The organism is Acinetobacter sp. ANC5681 (genome assembly GCF_023488045.1).
GTDB lineage: Bacteria > Pseudomonadota > Gammaproteobacteria > Pseudomonadales > Moraxellaceae > Acinetobacter.
The window spans coordinates 55,270-75,805 of sequence record NZ_JAMFKZ010000014.1 but is presented as its reverse complement, the minus strand read 5'-3'; the positions used below and the strand labels follow the sequence as shown (position 1 = coordinate 75,805).

Here is a 20,536-nt window from a genome sequence, read left to right as displayed (position 1 = left end):
ATCAAATGGCAGAAGACTTTTATCGGTTAGCTGCCTAGAATCTCCCAAGTGAAAGTCTCCTGCTAATTCAGCACACATCACTTGATCATAAATCTGTTGAAATTGGAACTTTTGCGATTGATCCATCGGTTCAAAACTTAGGATATGGCAAACAAATGCTCAATTATGTTGAAGCATATGTTGCACAGAGTTGTTCGGAAGTTCGAGATTTAATTATGTATGTCTTGGATGTTCGCTCTGAGTTAATCGCATATTATCAGCGTCTTGGTTATCAGATTACAGGTCATACAGCGCCTTATCCTGTAAATGCAAATGTAGGTCAGCCGTTGGTACCAATTCAGTTAATTGAAATGAAAAAAGCAATTCAATGAAAAATTTAAAAAATCGAAGAAAATATATCGTCATTTTCACTTTTGGTATTTTATTCATCGCTTATTATTTTTTATGGTTAGGTCAAAGAGACTTTTATCAATTAGCTAATATGGATGAGGTAGAAAAGGGTTGCTATCGCTATGAATCCGATGAAGGATTAAAAAATATAGCACGTCACGAGATTATTCGTTTGTATGGAAAAGATGCCTTAAATGAACAAAGAAAACTTTATGTTTATCATATCAAGTACACAAATGAAATTGCGGTAGGTGGTAGACCATATGGGTTTTTAAAAGCTTTTTATCTTTATTTCTTTGCTAATAACTATCTTACGCCATTGACGGTTATTCTAGTTAATAATCCAAATAGTATGTGTATATCTGTCCAATCCGCTTTATACCAAAAAAACTAGAAATATTTTCAATAGCAGGAATCATAGAGATTTTATTCATAATTTGTTATTACTTTGTAATGACAATATCCTTGTAAAGTAAAAAAGAGGAAGCCATGCTTCCTCTTTATATTTGATTTGTTAAAGATTAATTACCAATCCAAATATAATAGCCTAAGATCATCAGAGGCCATGCAATATAAGGACTAAATAACCATTTCCATAACCAAAATCTTGGTATAAACCCAACCCCATGAATAAAACCGCCAGAAATACCGACCATGACGAGCATCAGCATACTGTGGTTGTAGTGACCATTGGCATCTAACATTAATGATGGGTGTACCAATAAAATAGCAGCAAGTGGCAATGCCAACAAAAACGAAACGGTCATTGCAAGCACTTGAGCTTTACTATTCTTCGGTGTTGTCATTGCTTCAGCCATTTTATTATTCCTCATCTAAATCTTGATGGTGTTCGATATAGAGTGCACTGAGTACACCCGCGAAGCATGCCATCAAAATGCCTAGAATCCATGCAAAATACCACATTTCACATCTCCTCATTAGTACAAACTATGTGAATTTTCTTCAATGTGTTTGTTAGTGATGACACCCCACATTTTGTAATAAGACCAAGAGGTATAGATCAAAATGAGAGGAACAAAAATACAAGCAGCAACAGTCATTACACCAAGAGTTTTGTGACTAGAAACAGCATCCCACATCGTTAAACTTGATGTTGGGTTGATACTTGATGGCAATAAGAATGGGAATAATGCAAAACCAGCAGTTAAGATAGCACCCACAATCATCAGACTCGTACCTGTAAAGCTTGCAGCTGCCTTACGTTTTCCAGCACTAAGAATAACCAATAATGCACCTAGGATTGCAACAATTGGTGCAGCCATAGTAATTGGGTAAGTTGAGTAGTTATTCAACCAACCATGGTTTGCATTTGTTACCACTTCTTTTGCAAGTGGGTTTAATGCAGCATTAGTATTAACAGCAGTAGCATAACTATAGCCTGAGATATTTCCAAAGAATAACCAAGCGCCAGCCGCTAAGAAACATACAAGGAATGCGATTGCCATAATTTGAGTTGCTTTAGCCGAACGGTTATGTAAATCACCATCAGTACGAAGCATTAACCATGCGCCGCCATGAGCAGATAACATTGACAAACTCACGATACCACAGACAAGTGCAAATGGATTCAATAATGCAAAGAAGCTGCCTGTGTATTCAGAACGTAAGGTGTCGTCTAAGCTAAATGGTACGCCCAAAAATAAGTTACCAAATGCAACACCGAATACTAGTGCTGGTACAGCACCACCAATGCATAGACCCCAATCCCAAGAAGTACGCCATTGGGTGTTTTCTAATTTAGAACGATAGTCAAATCCAACGGGTCTGAGGAATAGCGCAAATAGAACGAGTAGTAATGCCCAATACATTCCAGAGAAAGCGACAGCATAAACCATTGGCCATGCAGCAAAAAGTGCACCACCAGCGGTAATAAACCAGACTTGGTTACCATCCCAGTGTGGTGCAATCGTATTGATTGCAGCACGTCTTTCAGAATCAGTTTTACCTACAAATGGCATCAGCGCCATTGAGCCCATATCAAAACCATCGGTGAGGGCAAAGCCAATCAGTAATACACCAACCAATACCCACCAAATAATTTTTAGGAGTTCATATTCGATCATGATTGAGCCTCCCCAGTTTTTGCAGCTAGTTTTTCAAAATGATATTTACCAGTGTGCAACGAACTTGGACCTAAACGAGCAAATTTGATCATTAAGTACATTTCAATAATGAGCAGTACCGTATAGAACGCAGCAAGTGCAATAATTGATCCCCATACATCACCTGTGCTTAAAGAAGATGCAGATAGATGTGTTGGTAAAACTTCACCAATAGACCATGGTTGACGACCACCTTCAGCTACATACCAACCTGTTTGAATTGCAATCCATGGTAGTGGAAGAGCAAATAGAGCAAATTTAAGTAACCACGGTTTTGTTTCGGCATTACGTTTAGCGACTGACCACGCAGCCAGTAGGAAAAGTAATAACATTAATGCACCAGAAGCCACCATCGCACGGAACGAGAAAAACAATGCAGCGACATTTGGAATGGTATCTTTAGTTGCTGCTTTGATATGTTCTTCAGTTGCGTCAACAACATTCGGTGTATATTTCTTTAATAGCAGACCATAGCCTAAGTCTTTTTGATTTTTTTGAAATGATGCAAGTAACTCTGGGGACTGATCGCCTGCACGGAGTTTTGTTAATTCGCTATACGCCACCATACCATTACGAATACGGATTTCATGCTCTTTCATCAAGTCATGTAAGCCAGTAACTTCTTTGTCTGTCGAGCGAGTTGCAATGATTCCCATAACATATGGAATTTTAATTGCATAATCGGTACGCATTTCTTTTTGGTTAGGAATACCAAATAAAGTAAATGCGGCAGGTGCGGGTTCAGTGTGCCATTCAGCTTCAATTGCAGCGAGTTTAGTTCTTTGCACATCACCCAATTCATAACCTGATTCATCACCAAGTAAAATGACGCAGAAAGTTGAAGCTAAACCAAAAATTGCAGCAATCGCGAAAGAGCGACGAGCAAAGGGCATATCACGTTTCTTTAGCATATAATAGCTTGAGATGGCGAGTACAAAAACTGCACCTGTGACATAACCGGCAGAAACGGTATGTACGAATTTTACTTGAGCGACTGGGTTGAAAATCAACGCTCCGAAGTCTACAAGTTCCATACGCATGGTTTCATAGTTAAATGCGGCACCAACAGGGTTTTGCATCCAACCATTTGCGATGAGAATCCACAAGGCTGACATGTTAGAGCCAATCGCCACTAGCCAAGTTACACCTAAGTGTTGAACTTTAGAAAGACGATCCCAGCCAAAGAAGAATAGACCAATAAAAGTCGATTCTAGGAAGAAAGCCATTAGGCCTTCAATTGCAAGCGGTGCACCAAAGATGTCGCCTACATAGTGAGAATAATAAGCCCAATTGGTACCAAACTGGAATTCCATCGTTAAACCAGTAGTTACACCTAAGGCAAAGTTAATCCCGAAGAGTTTCCCCCAAAATTTGGTCATGTCTTTGTAAATTTCTTTACCAGAAATCACATAAGTGGTTTCCATGATGGCAAGAATAAAAGCTAGACCTAAAGTTAGAGGGACGAAAAGAAAGTGATACATTGCGGTCATTGCGAATTGGAACCGCGAAAGATCGACCACGCTTTCAGAAATCATCAACGTGTCTCCTGAGTTTTGGACATATCGCCAGCAATACGCTCGGCAACTTCATTGTTAAAATCTTTTGGAATCGTTGGGGCATCAAACCAGATATGTTTAACCACCATGAGAAGCACAACTTTAATAATAAGAATGATTGTGATCTCTCTGATTAATCTTCGATTTGGATCTTGAGAACTCATGTTCATAGAACTTCGCCTCATATTTAAAAACATGTAAAACATTATTAAATAAAATCCATTAAAAATAAACCTTTAAGGGCTTTAAAATGAATTAATTTAATATTTTTATAAAAATCAATTAATTATATGGATTTTGATCAAATTTTGAAAATATTATTATTACCCAACTAAAATAATATGAATTAATTTGAAAAACTGATTAAAACAGTTGTATTTATATTTTTAAATCTGATTAAAAAGGTTTGGTTTATAATTAATTTAAGAAAAATTAAACCAACTAAAATAGTATGGATATAAAAAATATAATATTTACAATCATTTAAGGAATTGATTACATAATTAAGTAATTTTTATAATGGATTCTGCACAAAACCTAGTGTATTGGTAGAGTTTGCTTTAAAAAATGTGTGAAATATCATCCTTCATTTTGGTTTGAAAGTTAGATCAATAGATTGATGAAAATGGAAGAGGTGATTAAACGTTTTTTACTTTTTCTTTATGTAACAAATTGTAATTTTAATGATGAATGAAAAAAATTCTAATCGCTTCAATTAGATTTCAACGGATTTTGGGTTCAGTCTGCGGTAAATAGTTTATTTGAAATAGAGATTTTTTTAGCAATATAGTATGAATTGGATTTCTGACTGATCAACAACACTTGAGATTGTAACTCTAATTCACCATATTCTGGCTCTACTTGTACATAATACAGTTGACCAAATTCATTGCGAACACGTGCTTGTGCAGAGAAGCCTGGACGAGCATTACCCGTAGAAATTGTTGCTAAGCGACCCACTAAGTTAATGTGAGTATGTGTGACTTTAGGTTTAATCACTTGGTCAAGACAATTAATCATAAACACTGTAAAAAAGATGTCGATGATCAAAGCAGGAACAAAAAGATAGTAAGGCGAGATAAAGTAGTGTTGTAAAGCAAAAAATGAAAGCTCTAGAAAATAACCTGCAAAACTAAAATTGATGAGTAAAAATACAAATATTAAGTATTTAGAAAATTTTACATCTAATAGCGGTGAATTTAATAACCACTCTGGTGTCATTTTCTTTACGAGATGACTTGGACGTAACCCAATAAAAATACCAATTGTTTCTGCAATGCTGAGCAAAATCAAAGCCACTACGCTCATGTGAAATGGCATAAGGTAGTAATTTAAAAAAAACTCAGTCATCGCAGAATTCATGATTTAGGTATTAGTCAATATAAATACCACCATCAGAGTGTACTTCCAAATTTACTTTTTCAAGGAATTCACCTAGACATGGTCCTGAAATACATTCACCAGTTTCTACTGAGAATAATGCTCCATGAGTTGAGCATTGGATATACTCACGATCCTGATCTAAAAATTGATTTTCTAAATACTCAAGTTCAGTTTGCAAATGTGGGCAAACATTTTGATAAGCGTAAAAGCTACCATCTTTCTGAGTAATAAAAATTGTTGTTCCTTTCATTGTGTCGTATGCGCGTGCTTCACGTTCAGGGACTTCCTCGGTCATGCAAATTTTTTCCATTACGCACATTCCTGCTGTGTAGATTTGAATTGTTCAAATAGCTTGGCGTAGTTTTCTACAGCCAAGCGTGGGCCGAATTGAGCAACAACCTCGCTGGAAATTAAAATGGCAAGCTGGGCAGCCGCTTCCAGACGGAGGCCTGCATTGATGGCATATAAAAATGCACCCGCAAAGGCATCACCCGCACCATTGGTATCCACTGCTTCAACATGACGACCTGCCACATGGAATTGTTGCTTTGGCTCAATGATTGTTGCGCCGTTCGCACCCTGTGTAATTACGATATGCTGATTATTTAATTTTAATGCTGCAATGGCATCATCAAGATTTTCTGTATTGGTAAACATCAACGCTTCCTGTTCATTACAGAACAGTAAGTCAACGCCATCGTCCAATAATTCTTGTAGACCTTGACGGGCATATTGCACCATTGCTGGATCAGAAAGGGAAAGGGCGATTTTAACGCCATGCGCTTTTGCCTGTTTACGGGCCTGTTTGACTGCGATACGTGCTGTATCACTGGTTGATAAGTAACCCTCGATATAGAGCCATTTTGCTGTTTTTAATGGTTCAAAGTCGATTTGTTCAGCAGATAATTCAGCGGTAATCCCTAGATAGGTATGCATGGTACGTTCTGAATCAGGGCTGATCAGTACCATACAGGTTCCTGTTATGCCTTCGCTGATTGATCGCGTAGTAGTCTGGATACCTGCATCATTTAAACCATTCAGATAAATTGAACCCAGTTCGTCGTTACCAACACGGCATCCATAAAAAGCGGTTCCACCCAATGCACTGAATGCAACCGTAGTATTCGCTGCTGAACCACCACTGGCTTGACCCTTGTAGCTTTGAGTATCTTGTAATTGCTGATATAAAGCGGCTTGAGTGTCGCCATCAGTCAACTGCATTGTGCCTTTTTGCAAAGCCTGCTGTGTTAAAAACTCATAAGAAACTTTAAATTCTTGGTCAATGAGTGCATTTCCAATTGCAAAAAGATCAACAGTTGCCATGTTTGTCATCACAGTAAAAATCAAAAGCTAAAGTTTACACCAATGCATTGACCATCACACCTTGCTTGCTGAATTTTTCTACAAAAACATACCAATTTACATGGATATCCGTGCATATTCTTCGGTAGACTCTCTATAATCAAGAATGTTAATTAAATAGATAAATTGGAGATCACATGACTGTCGATGTTTCTGAAAGCATTACTCAAACTATCCATCCCGCGTTTCAGCTATTACGTCAACACCATGTAGAAGCACTCGATATTCAAGTTTCAGAATATAAACATAAAGTGACAGGTGCAGTTCACTATCATCTCGCGACCAATAGTGATGAAAATGTGTTTCTGGTGGCGTTTAGAACACAACCGATGGATTCAAAGGGAACCGCACATATTTTAGAGCATACCGCTTTATGTGGTTCTGAGAAGTTTCCAGTCCGTGATCCATTCTTTTTAATGATTCGCCGTTCACTCAATACCTTTATGAATGCGTTCACAGCAGCAGATTGGACAGCTTATCCATTTGCGACACAGAATAAAAAAGATTTTCAGAATTTATTGTCAGTGTATTTAGATGCTGCATTCGCTGCAAATTTGAATCCTTTGGATTTTGCTCAAGAAGGGATTCGAATTGAATTAGAGAATGATCAAGCCGTTTATAAAGGTGTGGTGTTCAATGAAATGAAAGGAGCGATGAGTTCACCGACAGATCAGCTTTATCATCAACTGGCCTATCATTTATTCCCTGAAACCACCTATCACTACAACTCTGGCGGTGATCCAAAAGATATTCCAGATTTAAGTTATGAGCAATTGGTCGAGTTCTATAAAACCCATTATCATCCAAGTAATGCGGTGTTTATGACCTTTGGCAATCAAAGTGCATATGATCTGCAAGAACAGTTTGAAAAATTGGCCTTGCATAAATTCTCCAAAGGAACAACTTTATATTCCACACCTGAGAAGCGTTTAACTGCACCAATCGAAGTCACTGAATCCTACGCGGTGGATAGTGAAGATCTGAAAGACAAGACTTATCATGTAATGTCATGGTTATTGCCTGAAACCAGCGATATTAAACTGCGTTTAGGCATGCGTTTAGTAGAAGGAATTTTATTAGAAAATTCAGCTTCACCATTACGTCATTATTTAGAAACTTGTGGTTATGCACAGTCAACGGGTCCATTGATGGGAGTTGATGATAGTAACTTCGAAATGACTTTCTATTGTGGCGTACAAGGCTCGAATGAAGAACATGCTGAAACATTTAAAAATGGTGTTTTAGATATTTTGAAAGAGGCTGCTTCAAAACCAATTGACCGTGATTTGGTTGATGCGATTTTACATCAAATTGAATTGCATCAACGTGAGATCAATGGTGATGGTACGCCTTATGGTTTAAGCCTTATTTTGAATGGTCTAGGTAGTGCAATTCACCATAATGATCCAATCCATGTTTGGGATGTGGATTCTGCAATTGAACAAGTGAAAGAAGAATTGAAAGACCCAATGTGGTTGTCTAATTTAATTCAAACTCATTTGTTAGATAATCCGCATCGTGTACAAATGACCTTAGTGCCAGATGCGACCAAATCAGTAAAAGAGCAACAGGCTGAGCAAGCACGTTTGGCTGAAATTACGGCTAATTTGACAGAAGATCAAAAAATTGAAATTCAGCAAAAAACTGAAGCATTAAAAGAACGTCAAGACACAGCTGATGATCTTGAGCTATTGCCAAAAGTGGGGTTGGAAGATGTACCCGCAGATTTGCATATTGTTCAAGGTCAATTGCGTGAGATTATCTGTAATGGTCTGGATACGCCATTAAATCTTTATCATGCAGGCACCAACGGTATTTATTACCAACAAGTTTTGATTCAGATTCCAGACGAAATCGTACAGTCGCCTTATTTCAACTTACTTTCTATCTTGATGGGTGAGGTTGGTGCAGGTGAGCATGATTATTTAGAATTCCAACAAATCCAAACGGCTGTAAGTGGCGGTTTGGGAATGGGAGCATCTTTACGTAGCAAAGTGGATGATAAAGATCGAATTAGTGCTTGGTTGACGTTGACGACTAAATCATTGACTCAAAAGTTAGATTCTATTCAGTTGTTGAAACTTGCATTTGAACAGCTCCGTTTTGATGAAAAAGATCGCATTATCGAATTATTGCAACAACGGAAAACCCGTTGGCAGTCACGCTTGTCTGGTTCTGGACATAGCTATGCAATGCAGGCCGCTTCACGTCAAATGAGTGCATTAGCTCGACGTGACTATCACAATACAGGTTTGGGTGCGCTGAACTGGCTGAGTGATTTAGTCACTAAGATTGATCAGGACGAAGATGCCTATCATGCATTAATTGCTGAATTACAGGCAATTCATCGTAAGTTATTACAAGCACCAAAACAGTTCTTATTGGTTTGTGAAGAACATCAATCTGATCGTTTAGTTGAAGAGATTCAAAACGTTTGGGATAAACTGGCTGTCGATAAATCATCTGTAAGCCTAACCGAAGTTGAACACGTCAATACAGAAAATGATGAAGCATGGCTCATTCAGACGAATGTTCAATTCTGTTGCTCTGCTTATCAAGCCGTCGATGTTGCACATGTAGATGCAGCACCATTGATGGTATTGGCTGCGTATTTACGTAATGGTTTCTTACATAGTGCCATTCGTGAAAAAGGCGGTGCTTACGGTGGTGGAGCAAGTTATGATGGTAATGCTTGTTCATTCCGTTTTTATAGTTATCGCGATCCACGTTTAGTTGAAACATTTAATGATTTTGAAGCAAGTGTGCAATGGTTATTTAACGTTGAACAGCAACCATATCAACTTGAAGAGGCAATTCTTGGATTGGTCGCAGGTATGGACAAGCCTGGTTCACCTGCTGGCGAAGCAATTACTGCTTGTTATGCATTATTGCACGCACGTACGCCAAAATTCCGTAGAGTTTTACGTGAGCGCTTATTAAGTGTGAGTCTGGAAGATTTGCAGCGTGTTGCAAAACAATATTTATTGGAACAAAAACCAGTAAAAGCAGTCGTTGCGCCATTTGCTAAACGTGATGAGCTGCAAGCACTTGGATTTAATATTCAGCAAGTTAATTAAAATAAAAAGTTGGAGATATCTATGGCGTTCAAATCTTTTGAGCGGGGTCATTTGGAGCTTGGTGTCATTATGACACTGAGCGCTTTGGCGAGTTCTATGGTCAATGCGCAAACAACTACACCTGCAGCACCTGCAACAGTAGACGCTTGTGTCGCTTTGGCTTCAAATGCAGATCGTTTAGCTTGTTATGATAGCCTTTTTAAAGCTCCAACAGTGATCGCACCACAAGTTCAAGCAGCCGAACCAATCATTGCGGTAGCTGCTCCATCGGTAGAGAACAAAAATGAAAAAGCTGAACCTACGACTTTGCCTGATAAGGTTGTTCAAAAAGTAAGTGATTTGCACATCTTAGGTGCAGCGCCTAAATTTGATCCAAATATTTCATTATTAGACCGCCGTTGGGAACTTTCTGAAGAAAGTAAACTGGGGGTGTGGAATATTCGTGCTTATCAACCTGTTTATTTGCTGCCCGCATTTTGGACCAGTGATAAGAATGAATTTCCTAGTAGCCCCAATCCAAACAATACTGTTAAAGATCAACAAAACTTAACCTCTACAGAAGCCAAATTTCAAATCTCTTTAAAAACGAAAGCCTTAGAAAATATTTTAGGCAATAATGGTGATGTCTGGTTGGGGTATACGCAGTCTTCACGTTGGCAGGTTTACAACTCTGAGGAATCACGTCCATTTCGTGAGACCAATTACGAGCCTGAAGCAAGTTTGATGTTCAGAACCAACTATGAAATTTTAGGTTTAAATGCGCGTCTGTTAGGTGTGACTTTAAACCATCAATCCAATGGTCGTTCTGATCCATTATCACGTAGTTGGAACCGTGTAATTTTTAATTTAGGGTTTGAAAAAGATAATTTTGCGTTGATGGTACGTCCTTGGTACCGTGTCGAAGAAAATGCCAAAGATGATAATAATCCTGATATTAAGGATTATATGGGGCGTGGCGATCTCACGGCATTCTATCGTCACGACGATAACGATTTTTCGTTGATGCTACGCCATTCTTTAAAAGGTGGCGATCGCTCGTATGGTGCTGTGCAATTTGACTGGGCATTCCCAATCAAAGGTAAGTTACGTGGACATCTACAACTCTTTGATGGTTATGGTGAGAGCTTGATCGATTATAACCATCGTGCGACCTATGCGGGTTTAGGCGTTTCTTTGATGAATTGGTATTAAATGAGTTTAAATATTCCTGAGTCATTGTTGCAGCTTGAAGCAAATTGTGGGGTGTTTGCGGTCTGGCTGATTATAAAGCAATATCAAACCCATATTGATATTGCTGACCTGATTCAGTTATGTCGCCATGACCAACAAGAGGGAACTTTTACCATAGCATTGGCTGTGGCACTGAAAAAATTAGGCTTTGAAGTGTCATTGTATACTGACCCTGATCCGAATATTGATGAGAAAGAAAAGCAAAGTTATTTGGATGCCCAAGGTCTTCAAATTCCAATTCAGGCTGCTTTGACCTATTCCGAGATTCAGCAGGCATTTGAAAATGGTCACTTTGTTCTCGTGTTTTATGACACCTTACACGGTGTGGGAAACCAATCTTTGATTTATTCAATTGATGAACAAGAGATTAGTTTCTGTGATCATTTTGAAGTGATGTCAAAAAGTACGTTTGAACAACAACGCCAAGCCGATGGAATTTGTCGGCAGGTGATTGTGGTTGAGCAATATTCAGAGTTTTATCCGATCTGAATATTGGCATTTGCATGTTTCAAACGACTTTTCTTTGGTGTAGCAATCAGGTAGGCGAGTGTTAATGGCCCAAGTCGACCTGTGTACATCAGTAAGCTCAAAACAAATAAGCTACCATCATGCAATTCACCTGTAACACCACGAGATAAACCAACAGTGCATGCAGCCGAAACAACCTCAAACATAAGATCTAAAACATCCAGTTTAGGTTCAAGTAAGAAAATTGTGAAACAGCCGATAAACACTAACATACCTGTAATTGCTGTCACGGCAAGCGCTTTATAGGTGGTTTCCTGCGAAACTGAATGATTGAAAATACGAATTTCTTCATTACGCCGTAGAAATGAAATCACACACAACAGCAATATTACAAAAGTACCAACTTTAATACCACCTGCGGTACTCAGTGAACCGCCACCAATAAACATCAATAGCATCGTGAGCAGTGTTGTACTGTGTTCCATCGAACCTGTATCAATAGTATTGAATCCCGATGAACGAGGTACTGTCGCTTGGAACCAAGCATTCATGGCTTGTTCACCAATATTCATTGAACCTAAAGTAAGTGGATTGTTGGCTTCTAAAAGCCAAATCAAAATAAAAGCCACAATATTTAGTGTTGCGATTGCACTGAGGATTAGTTTGCTATTCGGTGTAAGTTTACTCCAACGTTTATTTTGTTTAACGTCAATTAAAACAAGAAAACCAATTCCACCTAACGTATATAGCGTACTAATGGTTAAACAGATAAGATAATGACCTTGGAAATTTATTAAGCTGTTATTGAATAGCGAAAACCCTGCATTATTGAATGCAGAAATACTGTAGAAAATTGAATAATATAATCCACGGTCAAAGCCATAAATAGGTATAAAAGAAGTACTTAAGATAATAACGCCAATCAGTTCAAAAAAAAGTGTATAAATCACCACACCTTTTGCCACAAAGGTAACTTTAGATAAGCTGGTTTGACCTAAGCTATCTTGTGCCATCATTTGTTGTTTGAGCCCGAGTTTAGGCGCTAGACTTAAGGCTGCCAAAATAGCAAAAGTCATAAAACCCAAACCACCTGTTTGGATTAATAAAAGAATAATAACTTGCCCGAGATGATTAAAAGACTCATTTAAATTCACTACAGATAAACCTGTAATGGTTACAGCCGATGTTGCTGTAAATAAGGCATCCATCCAGCTCAAATTGCCTTTATTGGCGATGGGGAGTTTGAGTAATAGTGTTCCAATGATAATAAAACTTAGAAACCCAATCGCTAATAAGGAGGGTGGACTTAAGTTGAAAATTTTTTGAGTATTTATTTTTATCGTCATTTTATACAAAACATCCTGAGAGTTTTCGGAGATGGCTGAGCGAGCCTTCTAAAATAAGTACGTCTCCAGCCTGTAGAGTAAAATTCACATCGGTTTCATATAGAATTTGTTGATCACGTTTAAGTAATAAAAGTTTGATATTAGGTTCTTGTTTTAAGATGCCCGATAAATTCACATGATTCAGCTTTGCTTGTACTGGAACTTTGACAATATAACGATCATCATCCAAAGCCATATAACGGCTAACCATGGGATAATTTAACGCTTGAGCAACCCGCACACCCATATCTTCTTCAGGGTGAATAATTTTACTGACGTTTAAATGGGAGAGGATAGTGTGGTGGGCTTTAGTTTTGGCTTTAACGAGGATTTTATCCACCCCTAAATTTTTTAGATTTAAAACACAAAGAATACTGGCTTCAATATCTTCACCAATCGCGACCACGACGGCATCACAATTTTGGATATTCAGTTCTTCTAATACATGTTCATCGGTTGCATCTGCAATTACAGCATGGGTAATGCGATCAGCTAAGCTCTCTACATTTCGTTTAATGGTGTCGATCCCAATCACATCATGATTGAGTTTGGTCAGTTCTAAGGCAACAGTTGCTCCAAAACTACCTAAACCAATGACTGCAAACTGTGCCATAACTGTCCTTAACTAAATGATAAAAATGTCTTTTTATTCATTTTAAGGTGGATTAATTGATCTGTTTGTAATGATTTTGTTTGCGATCACATATAAAAGATCAAGATCACTGGGTAAAAATAAAGCCGACATGATGTCGGCTTTAAATGATGAGGTGATTTATTTAAGGAAACGTTTGTAACCAGTATTGTCACTGATTTCAGCATATGGATAAGTAATTTTCTCTAAAGTTTCGATCAACCCATCTGGATTTTGTTTTGCATCAGTTGCTTGTAAACCGACTAAAACACGACCTTCGGCTGCACCATGATTACGATAATGGAATAGGGTAATGTTATGTGTTGGGCCTAAACGTTCAAGGAAAGTCAGCAGGGCACCAGGACGTTCTGGAAATTCAACACGGAACAAGCGTTCATTTTCAAGATTGGCGTGACCACCAATTAAGTAACGAATATGCAGTTTTGCAACTTCATCATCGGATAAATCATCGACATCATATTGTTGCTTGAGTAATTCATGGATTTCGTGACGTTCAACTTCACCACCTTTCAAGCTAATCCCAACAAATACTTGAGCTTGGCTATCATCACTGGCACGATAGTTAAACTCAGTAATATTACGACCTTGTAGAGCACGGCAGAAATTAAGAAAAGCGCCTTTTTGCTCAGGAATTGTGACGGCATAGATTGCTTCTTTACGTTCACCCAATTCAGTACGTTCAGCAATATAACGGAGACGATCAAAGTTCATGTTTGCACCGCAAACAATTGAAACCATGTTCTTTCCAGTGAGCTGATGTTCGGTAACGTATTTTTTGATCCCAGCTAAGGCCATCGCCCCTGATGGTTCAACGATACTGCGATTTTCATCATAGGTATCTTTGATTGCGGCACAGATTTCATCGGTATTGACCGTAACAATTGTTGGATCAACAATTGGACCAGAATTATCTGACTTAGATAAGCGGATCATTTCAAAAGGCAATTCACCAATTTGAGCAACAGCTGTACCATCCGCAAATAAACCCACATGTGGCAGAATCACGCGTTCATTAGATTCAAGAGCAGCTTTTAGGCACGCAGATTCTTCATATTCAACACCAATGACTTTGACATGTGGCGCAACTTCACCAAGATAGGCTGCAACACCGGCAATGAGCCCTCCACCACCGACAGCAACGAAAACATATTCAACATCACGCCATTGGCGCAATAATTCATTGGCAATCGTTCCTTGACCAGCAATCACGAGTTCATCGTCATAAGGTGGGATAAAAACTAATCCTTCATCTTCTGCACGTTGTTTGGCATATTTATTGGCAACATCAAAACTATCGCCGTGTAAAACAACCTGTCCACCTAAGTTTTTAACCGCTTGTACTTTGATGTCAGGGGTCGTGCTTGGCATGACAATAATGGCTGGAATGCCTAATTTTTTTCCAGAGAGTGCAACACCTTGTGCATGGTTACCTGCTGATGCACAAATAACACCTCGATCGAGTTGATCTTTAGGAAGTTGGCTAATCCTGTTGTAAGCACCGCGTAGCTTGAAAGAGAATACAGGTTGTAAATCTTCACGTTTAAATCGAATGTTATTGTTAATTTTTTGACTAATTCGTGGAGCTGCTTCAAGCGGTGTTTCAATCGCAACGTCATAAACCGTTGCTTGTAAAATTTGTCGTACCACACGAGACAGCATGTTCATCTTCCCTATAACAGTTTAAAATAGGCAATCATTGTAGCAAACCCCTGTGCATTTGCGCTGTTTTCTTGCAGCAAATGTCAAAATAGTTGAGTGAAGTCATGAGTCTATATGCAACCCAAGATGAAAAAAAACAAGCTGCGGCAAAAGCAGCATTGAAACATTTGCCTAAAGGCGGCATTTTGGGCGTAGGAACTGGAAGTACTGTTAATTTTTTAATTGACCTATTACCAGAGTTGCAATTGGAAGCAGCCGTAGCAAGTTCTAATGCAACAGCTGAACGTCTTAAAAAATTAGGTATCGAAGTGGTTGATATGAACTCGGTAGGTGGTTTGGATGCCTATGTCGATGGTGCAGATGAAATTGACCGTCATATGCATATGATTAAAGGGGGCGGTGCTGCATTAACTCGTGAAAAAATCGTTGCTTCAATTGCTAAGAAGTTTGTATGTATCGTTGATGATTCTAAATGGGTGGATCAATTAGGACGTGATTTTCCACTTCCTATCGAAGTAATTCCAATGGCGCGTTCTGCAGTTGCACGTAAAATCGTAGCTTTAGGTGGTGATCCTGTTTATCGCGAAGGTGTTGTTACTGATAATGGTAACGTTATCTTAGATGTTTTTAATTTAAATATTTTGAACGCACTTGATTTAGAGAAAACGATCAACAATATTCCAGGTGTGGTAACCAATGGAATTTTTGCTTTGAATGCAGCTAGTATTGCGATTGTTGCAACCAATAATGGTATTGAAGAACGTACGGCACAGTAATGCAATCAGTTTCGCTTGAAACACAATTGCCTGAAATTAAAGTAGTTCGACATGCAAGAGCTAGAAATTTGCGTTTGCGTGTTGAACCTACAGGTATTCGTTTAACAGTCCCTATCTTTTGTACAAAGCGGCAGATTCAGCAATTTCTGCAACAGTCTGAACAATGGTTATTAGAGACATGGAGCAAGCAACAAAAACAATTTAATCAGACTATAAATTTTCCTGAACAACTTGTTTTATTTTATCATTTGCAACCATTTCAAATTATTCAGCAACAGCAACGTCATATTTTTAAATTTAACTGGGAACAACATATTTTATTTATTCGAAATGAAAGCTCTGAAATAGCTTTAAAAGCTGCTGTATTAGCATATGCGAAACAGTTTTTACCAGAATATTTAAACTTAATAAGTGAGCAGACGGGCTTGAAATATGGCGAATGCACAGTCAGGAAGCCAAAGACACGTTGGGGAAGTTGTAGTTCAAAACATGACATTATGCTTAACGCAGGATTAGTATTAATGCCTATGCATAATGTACGATCAGTGTGTATACATGAATTAGCACATACGAAATATTTTGATCATAGTGCTGGATTTTGGAGCGAAGTGGCGAAATATGATGAAAGTTATATCGAACATCGCAGGCAATTAAAAAGTATTCAATTGCCTGCATGGTGGTACTAAATCAAATAAAACTACATTCAAGTTGGGTTGTTTGTAGTTGATCTGGTGCCTTGCGAGTATCTAGACCTGCACTAGCACTTAATACTTGATTTCCATTTAATTTTATTTGAATAAACTTGTACTTTTGTAAAGTAAAGTCGATGTCAGTAGAACTACTATTGAGTAGGTAATCTTGACCTGTATTATTGATGAGCATTAAATTATCAGTACTATCCCCATCAAGCTTAGAAGTGAAGATTTGAGTACCTTTTTGTAGTTCTAAAACGCCGTTAGCTCTGATATTTAGTTTGCAATCGTTAATTTTATCTTCGTAACTGCCAATTAAATATTCGATAGAAGGTAAATTGGGATTAAAGACAGTATTAATTCCGGTTACACCAGATTGGCATAAATAATTTGAATCTAGACATTTTGATGTTGAACTATTAACGGCAAAGCCTACAGCTCTTCTATAGTCACCAGCCCCCGCTACTCTGAAAACATCTGTAGCTTGCATTTTTGGATCGGTACCTGAGTATATTTTTTGTTCGAGTTGTATATATCCAAGTGGATTAGATGTTTGTTGCTCATACTTTGTGGCGAGTTTTAGTACTGCACTTTTTAATAATCCAGCATATTGATCTCTAATATTTTTTTGATTTTCTGCAATGTTAATTAAAGTGTTTTTATTTGGATCTGTATTTTCAGGGGCTGGGTCAATTAATGAAACAAGTGGACTAGGATCTCCATGTATTTTTTTCCCATCTAAATAACCATCTTTTAAATCGATTGCTAAGTTTTTGGTAAATTCAACAAATGCATTTTCAGGGTTGGAGCTTGACCATTGTTGAATGTAGCCAAAGTTTAAATAGGTATTAATATATTTATTGATGGTAGCAACAGTTAGGTTATTTGATTTAAATATAGTAAGTATTGTGCTTGATGATAAGTTTGGTAAATCAACATTTGAAAAGCCATTTAATAAAGCACTGTTGACATCATTAGTCGCAAATTGTAGCTGTAATGCACTAACTTGTTTGGAGTTAATGATGTCTGTAGGGAGTTGACCAGATCTTACGATAGCACGTTGATAAATTGCTTCAGAGCTTGGGGTTATATAGATTGGTTGCGTTAAATTGCTAGTATTAACTTCTACTAAAGCATTAAAAGTTAAAGAGAAGCTTTTATATTGACCATTGAGAAAATCATAAATTAGTGAGTTAGGTGTAGTAGATATTTCAATTCTATACAAATGATCCGTATTAAGTACTTTCGGTAAGGTAATACTGAGATTTGAAGTAGTGCTAACATTTTGTTCTATAACTAAAGAATCATCAAAATTATCATATACTTTGACTATAACATCACGCATTTCTACTGGAACTTTAATATCGAAGTTTTTAGGCTTTGGAATCACAACTTCTGGAGTGGGTGGGACAGATTATGCCTCGCTTTCACCGCTTCCACAGCCTACTAGAAAAGCTGGACTAAGCAAAAAAATACTGCTTACGCCTAAACTGATGTATTGGTTTAATCTTTGTTTTGATCTCAAAGAAGGCATTCCAGCTCTCCAAAATTTAGCATCCATGAAATTTATTATTACAGCATGGTTTTTATTCTATGCGAATACTTAGATGATTCAATAGTATTTCTTGACCAGTGGTAAAATTGAATTTATATAAAACAATTTGACAGAACTTTTACACTGTTTTTAATGTTATAGCGACCAGTTAAGTGAAAAATAAGTTGTTAAATTTACATTTTTGTTTTTAGAAATTTTTATATTTTTACTAACTTTAGCTAGATACAAAATCAATCCTTCAAGTTGTAACTTAGAAATGCTATATAACTTATAGGGTTATGGATTGTGGAAATGGCGTCAAACTGCCATACTACAACCACTATTTATAGTTTGAGGTAGAGCACGTGATTTCTGTTGGCATCGTCGGTGGAACTGGATATACAGGCGTCGAATTATTACGTCTTTTATTAAGGCATCTACAAGCCCAAGTACGTGTTTTAACATCTCGAACTGAAGCAGGAAAACGTGTTGCAGATATGTTTCCAAGCTTAAGAGGGCATACAGATTTAGCGTTCTCCGATCTTGACCTAGATGCATTAAAGCAGTGTGATGTTGTTTTTTTTGCAACGCCACATGGAGTTGCAATGCAACATGCGGAAGAGTTGATAGCTTCTAATGTTAAAGTAATTGATCTTGCTGCAGATTTTCGATTGCAAAATCTATCTGAATTTGAAAAATGGTACGGCATGCAACATAGCTGTCCAGATGTATTAGTCGATTCAGTGTATGGTTTAACTGAACTAAATCGTGAAAAAATTAGAACAGCTCAAGTGATTGGTAATCCTGGTTGCTACCCAACAACAGTACAGTTGGGTTTAGCTCCTTTACTAAAAGCTTCAGAAAAATTGATCAATCCGCAAAGTATTATCATCGATGCAAAGTCTGGTGTATCGGGCGCAGGTCGCAAAGCTAGTTTAGGCATGATTTACAGTGAAAATGCTGATAATTTTAAAGCTTATGGTGTCGCTGGACATCGTCATCATCCAGAAATTGTTGAAGCTTTAGAAAATATTTCAGGTGAAAAGGGACAATTTAATCATCTTATTTTTGTTCCACATCTTGTACCGATGATTCGTGGTATGTTGAGTACAATTTATGTCGATTTGACTGAGCAAGCTCAGAATATAGATCTGCAAGCATTGTATGAGCGTTTCTATGAAAATGAACGTTTTGTTGATGTAATGCCAGCAAATAGTTCGCCTGAAACACGTAGTGTGCGCGGTGCAAATGAGCTACGTATTGCTTTATATCAACCTCAACCGAATAAATTAATTATATTAGTTGCGCAAGACAATTTAGTGAAAGGTGCAGCAGGTCAAGCGATTCAAAATATGAATTTAATGTTCAATTTTGATGAAGCTGCTGGTTTAGAAGGTATTGGTTTATTACCATAAAAAACGCTTTTTTACTTCACACACATTTAAATTTGGATTTAAATGTGTGCTTTGATGTAAATCATAACGATAGAGATGATGATGGAAAACGCTGAACCGACTACTTCACCAGAAAGTTCCGTTAAAAAAAATAAATTCCTCAAGACGAATTTGCCTTTAGTGATTGCGGCTACATTACTGATTGGTAGTAGTTTTATGTTGGGATATACTGTTGGGCATCGTCAAGGTTTGACTGTTGTTGGTTATGATGCAGATGCTGAACAACTTGTTGATGTTCTACAAAAGCAAAAAACCACTTTGGATTCTGTTAGTAAGAGTTTAAATGCTGCTGTTCAAGAACGTGATATGGCGGTTAGTAATGCCGATGAGTTATTTAAAGGTATTAATCAAGCTAATGCTGATAAAACTCAGTTTGAAAGTATGAACGCCATTTATCGTGAAATTTTAAGACAACGTGGTGGTGTTAGCTTAACTGTACAAAATTTAGCGATTAAATCTTTACCCGAAAATGCTTTTGAATATCAACTGGACTTGGTTCAAGTAAGCCCAAATAAACGTCGAGCTGTTGGTAGTGTTGAGTTAAGATTAATTAAAGATACTGAAGTTTTGGTTGTGCCATTAGAAGATGCCAATTTTAATTTCGATGATTTTGAACGGTTGACTGGGCGCTGGACCATGCCTAAAGGTTTCACACCTCAGTTTATTGAAGTTCGCTTATCTGGTTCACCTACACCAGTGATTAAACGCTTTAGTTGGCAACGTGGTCAACCTGTTGATGTGAGTTCTGCTTTTGTATCAGAAATTCCTCAAGCTGAAGCAAATGCCCAATAAAAT

19 protein-coding genes and 2 pseudogenes are annotated in these 20,536 nt (G+C 37.7%); 9 read left to right on the top strand and 12 right to left on the bottom strand.

The annotated features are described in order from the left end of the window. Nucleotides 1-77: 77 nt before the first annotated feature. Together M5121_RS09815 and M5121_RS09810 are read left to right on the top strand one after the other, a co-directional pair. Nucleotides 78-371: pseudogene (locus M5121_RS09815) on the top strand (GNAT family N-acetyltransferase); the annotation flags it as partial. Beyond that, nucleotides 368-784 carry a hypothetical protein gene (locus M5121_RS09810; RefSeq protein WP_249571068.1) on the top strand — a complete coding sequence of 139 codons (417 nt, stop codon included), beginning with the start codon at nt 368-370 and terminating at the stop codon, nt 782-784. The pseudogene M5121_RS09815 and the gene M5121_RS09810, both read left to right, overlap by 4 nt. 127 nt (nt 785-911) lie before the next feature. On the opposite strand, the gene M5121_RS09805 is transcribed toward M5121_RS09810, so the two are convergent. The 8 genes from M5121_RS09805 to M5121_RS09770 form a co-directional block, all read right to left on the bottom strand. Further along, complete coding sequence (locus M5121_RS09805; RefSeq protein WP_005160016.1) at nt 912-1,208, bottom strand: cyd operon YbgE family protein; 297 nt, start codon at nt 1,206-1,208, stop codon at nt 912-914. A 4-nt stretch (nt 1,209-1,212) separates the two neighbouring features. Further along, nucleotides 1,213-1,314: a cytochrome bd-I oxidase subunit CydX gene (gene cydX, locus M5121_RS09800; RefSeq protein WP_002120988.1), complete on the bottom strand. Its 102-nt coding sequence runs from the start codon at nt 1,312-1,314 to the stop codon at nt 1,213-1,215. 14 nt (nt 1,315-1,328) lie between these two features. Then, a complete protein-coding gene (cydB, locus tag M5121_RS09795; protein ID WP_249571067.1) occupies nt 1,329-2,474 on the bottom strand; it encodes a cytochrome d ubiquinol oxidase subunit II in 1,146 nt (381 codons plus the stop codon). Beyond that, nucleotides 2,471-4,048, bottom strand: coding sequence for a cytochrome ubiquinol oxidase subunit I (locus tag M5121_RS09790; RefSeq protein ID WP_005160020.1), 1,578 nt, complete (start codon nt 4,046-4,048; stop codon nt 2,471-2,473). Before M5121_RS09790 ends, cydB begins: the two co-directional genes overlap by 4 nt. Further along, nucleotides 4,048-4,239: a cytochrome oxidase putative small subunit CydP gene (gene cydP / locus M5121_RS09785; protein ID WP_004677296.1), complete on the bottom strand. Its 192-nt coding sequence runs from the start codon at nt 4,237-4,239 to the stop codon at nt 4,048-4,050. The genes M5121_RS09790 and cydP overlap by 1 nt, the downstream gene beginning before the upstream one ends. Before the next feature lie 568 nt (nt 4,240-4,807). Beyond that, entirely contained in the window at nt 4,808-5,419 is a 612-nt protein-coding gene (locus tag M5121_RS09780) for an OB-fold-containig protein (RefSeq protein ID WP_171062101.1), read from the bottom strand. A 22-nt stretch (nt 5,420-5,441) separates the two neighbouring features. Further along, nucleotides 5,442-5,747, bottom strand: coding sequence for a Rieske (2Fe-2S) protein (locus M5121_RS09775; protein ID WP_249571066.1), 306 nt, complete (start codon nt 5,745-5,747; stop codon nt 5,442-5,444). A 14-nt stretch (nt 5,748-5,761) separates the two neighbouring features. Then, the gene (locus tag M5121_RS09770; RefSeq protein ID WP_249571065.1) at nt 5,762-6,775 is read right to left on the bottom strand and encodes an adenosine kinase; all 1,014 of its coding nucleotides are present in this window, start codon (nt 6,773-6,775) and stop codon (nt 5,762-5,764) included. A gap of 176 nt (nt 6,776-6,951) precedes the next feature. Here M5121_RS09770 and M5121_RS09765 point away from each other — a divergent pair, with 176 nt between their 5' ends. Genes M5121_RS09765 through M5121_RS09755 form a run of 3 tightly spaced genes read left to right on the top strand, consistent with a single transcriptional unit; the run spans nt 6,952 to nt 11,610 of the window. Continuing rightward, nucleotides 6,952-9,891 (top strand): insulinase family protein, encoded by a 2,940-nt coding sequence (locus M5121_RS09765; RefSeq protein WP_249571064.1) that lies wholly within the window; start codon nt 6,952-6,954, stop codon nt 9,889-9,891. Nucleotides 9,892-9,912: 21 nt separating this feature from the next. Then, entirely contained in the window at nt 9,913-11,082 is a 1,170-nt protein-coding gene (locus M5121_RS09760) for a phospholipase A (RefSeq protein WP_249571063.1), read from the top strand. Next, on the top strand, nt 11,083-11,610 hold the full coding sequence (locus M5121_RS09755) for a cysteine peptidase family C39 domain-containing protein (RefSeq protein ID WP_249571062.1): 528 nt from the start codon (nt 11,083-11,085) through the stop codon (nt 11,608-11,610). On the opposite strand, the gene M5121_RS09750 is transcribed toward M5121_RS09755, so the two are convergent. The 3 genes from M5121_RS09750 to ilvA all read right to left on the bottom strand — a co-directional run bounded on the left by M5121_RS09750 (nt 11,598) and on the right by ilvA (nt 15,291). Then, the gene (locus M5121_RS09750; protein WP_249571061.1) at nt 11,598-12,935 is read right to left on the bottom strand and encodes a TrkH family potassium uptake protein; all 1,338 of its coding nucleotides are present in this window, start codon (nt 12,933-12,935) and stop codon (nt 11,598-11,600) included. The genes M5121_RS09755 and M5121_RS09750 overlap by 13 nt on opposite strands. 1 nt (nt 12,936) lies before the next feature. Next, on the bottom strand, nt 12,937-13,587 hold the full coding sequence (locus tag M5121_RS09745) for a potassium channel family protein (RefSeq protein ID WP_005160048.1): 651 nt from the start codon (nt 13,585-13,587) through the stop codon (nt 12,937-12,939). A gap of 159 nt (nt 13,588-13,746) precedes the next feature. Then, a complete protein-coding gene (gene ilvA, locus M5121_RS09740) occupies nt 13,747-15,291 on the bottom strand; it encodes a threonine ammonia-lyase, biosynthetic (protein WP_171063558.1) in 1,545 nt (514 codons plus the stop codon). A gap of 98 nt (nt 15,292-15,389) precedes the next feature. On the opposite strand from ilvA, the gene rpiA reads away from it, so the two are divergent. Continuing rightward, the gene (rpiA, locus tag M5121_RS09735) at nt 15,390-16,061 is read left to right on the top strand and encodes a ribose-5-phosphate isomerase RpiA (protein ID WP_005160051.1); all 672 of its coding nucleotides are present in this window, start codon (nt 15,390-15,392) and stop codon (nt 16,059-16,061) included. Then, nucleotides 16,061-16,747: a M48 family metallopeptidase gene (locus M5121_RS09730; RefSeq protein WP_249571060.1), complete on the top strand. Its 687-nt coding sequence runs from the start codon at nt 16,061-16,063 to the stop codon at nt 16,745-16,747. The genes rpiA and M5121_RS09730 overlap by 1 nt, the downstream gene beginning before the upstream one ends. 1 nt (nt 16,748) lies before the next feature. Here M5121_RS09730 and M5121_RS09725 read toward each other — a convergent pair. Next, a pseudogene (locus M5121_RS09725) lies at nt 16,749-18,287 on the bottom strand (hypothetical protein). A gap of 365 nt (nt 18,288-18,652) precedes the next feature. On the opposite strand from M5121_RS09725, the gene argC reads away from it, so the two are divergent. Both argC and M5121_RS09715 read left to right on the top strand, forming a co-directional pair. Then, nucleotides 18,653-19,702, top strand: coding sequence for an N-acetyl-gamma-glutamyl-phosphate reductase (gene argC / locus M5121_RS09720; protein WP_249571059.1), 1,050 nt, complete (start codon nt 18,653-18,655; stop codon nt 19,700-19,702). A gap of 81 nt (nt 19,703-19,783) precedes the next feature. After that, nucleotides 19,784-20,533 carry a DUF6776 family protein gene (locus tag M5121_RS09715; RefSeq protein WP_502798278.1) on the top strand — a complete coding sequence of 250 codons (750 nt, stop codon included), beginning with the start codon at nt 19,784-19,786 and terminating at the stop codon, nt 20,531-20,533. Nucleotides 20,534-20,536: the final 3 nt, after the last annotated feature.

Excerpts from the sequence above, each read along its gene's own strand:
- M5121_RS09810 (WP_249571068.1), top strand. The coding sequence starts at position 368 with ATGAAAAATTTAAAAAATCGAAGAAAATATATCGTCATTTTCACTTTT.
- M5121_RS09755 (WP_249571062.1), top strand. The coding sequence starts at position 11,083 with ATGAGTTTAAATATTCCTGAGTCATTGTTGCAGCTTGAAGCAAATTGT.
- M5121_RS09805 (WP_005160016.1), bottom strand. The coding sequence starts at position 1,208 with ATGGCTGAAGCAATGACAACACCGAAGAATAGTAAAGCTCAAGTGCTT.
- cydB (WP_249571067.1), bottom strand. The coding sequence starts at position 2,474 with ATGATCGAATATGAACTCCTAAAAATTATTTGGTGGGTATTGGTTGGT.
- M5121_RS09765 (WP_249571064.1), top strand. The coding sequence starts at position 6,952 with ATGACTGTCGATGTTTCTGAAAGCATTACTCAAACTATCCATCCCGCG.
- M5121_RS09750 (WP_249571061.1), bottom strand. The coding sequence starts at position 12,935 with ATGACGATAAAAATAAATACTCAAAAAATTTTCAACTTAAGTCCACCC.
- ilvA (WP_171063558.1), bottom strand. The coding sequence starts at position 15,291 with ATGAACATGCTGTCTCGTGTGGTACGACAAATTTTACAAGCAACGGTT.
- cydX (WP_002120988.1), bottom strand. The coding sequence starts at position 1,314 with ATGTGGTATTTTGCATGGATTCTAGGCATTTTGATGGCATGCTTCGCG.
- M5121_RS09770 (WP_249571065.1), bottom strand. The coding sequence starts at position 6,775 with ATGGCAACTGTTGATCTTTTTGCAATTGGAAATGCACTCATTGACCAA.
- cydP (WP_004677296.1), bottom strand. The coding sequence starts at position 4,239 with ATGAACATGAGTTCTCAAGATCCAAATCGAAGATTAATCAGAGAGATC.
- M5121_RS09745 (WP_005160048.1), bottom strand. The coding sequence starts at position 13,587 with ATGGCACAGTTTGCAGTCATTGGTTTAGGTAGTTTTGGAGCAACTGTT.
- M5121_RS09790 (WP_005160020.1), bottom strand. The coding sequence starts at position 4,048 with ATGATTTCTGAAAGCGTGGTCGATCTTTCGCGGTTCCAATTCGCAATG.
- M5121_RS09775 (WP_249571066.1), bottom strand. The coding sequence starts at position 5,747 with ATGACCGAGGAAGTCCCTGAACGTGAAGCACGCGCATACGACACAATG.
- M5121_RS09715 (WP_502798278.1), top strand. The coding sequence starts at position 19,784 with ATGGAAAACGCTGAACCGACTACTTCACCAGAAAGTTCCGTTAAAAAA.
- M5121_RS09760 (WP_249571063.1), top strand. The coding sequence starts at position 9,913 with ATGGCGTTCAAATCTTTTGAGCGGGGTCATTTGGAGCTTGGTGTCATT.
- M5121_RS09780 (WP_171062101.1), bottom strand. The coding sequence starts at position 5,419 with ATGACTGAGTTTTTTTTAAATTACTACCTTATGCCATTTCACATGAGC.
- rpiA (WP_005160051.1), top strand. The coding sequence starts at position 15,390 with ATGAGTCTATATGCAACCCAAGATGAAAAAAAACAAGCTGCGGCAAAA.
- M5121_RS09730 (WP_249571060.1), top strand. The coding sequence starts at position 16,061 with ATGCAATCAGTTTCGCTTGAAACACAATTGCCTGAAATTAAAGTAGTT.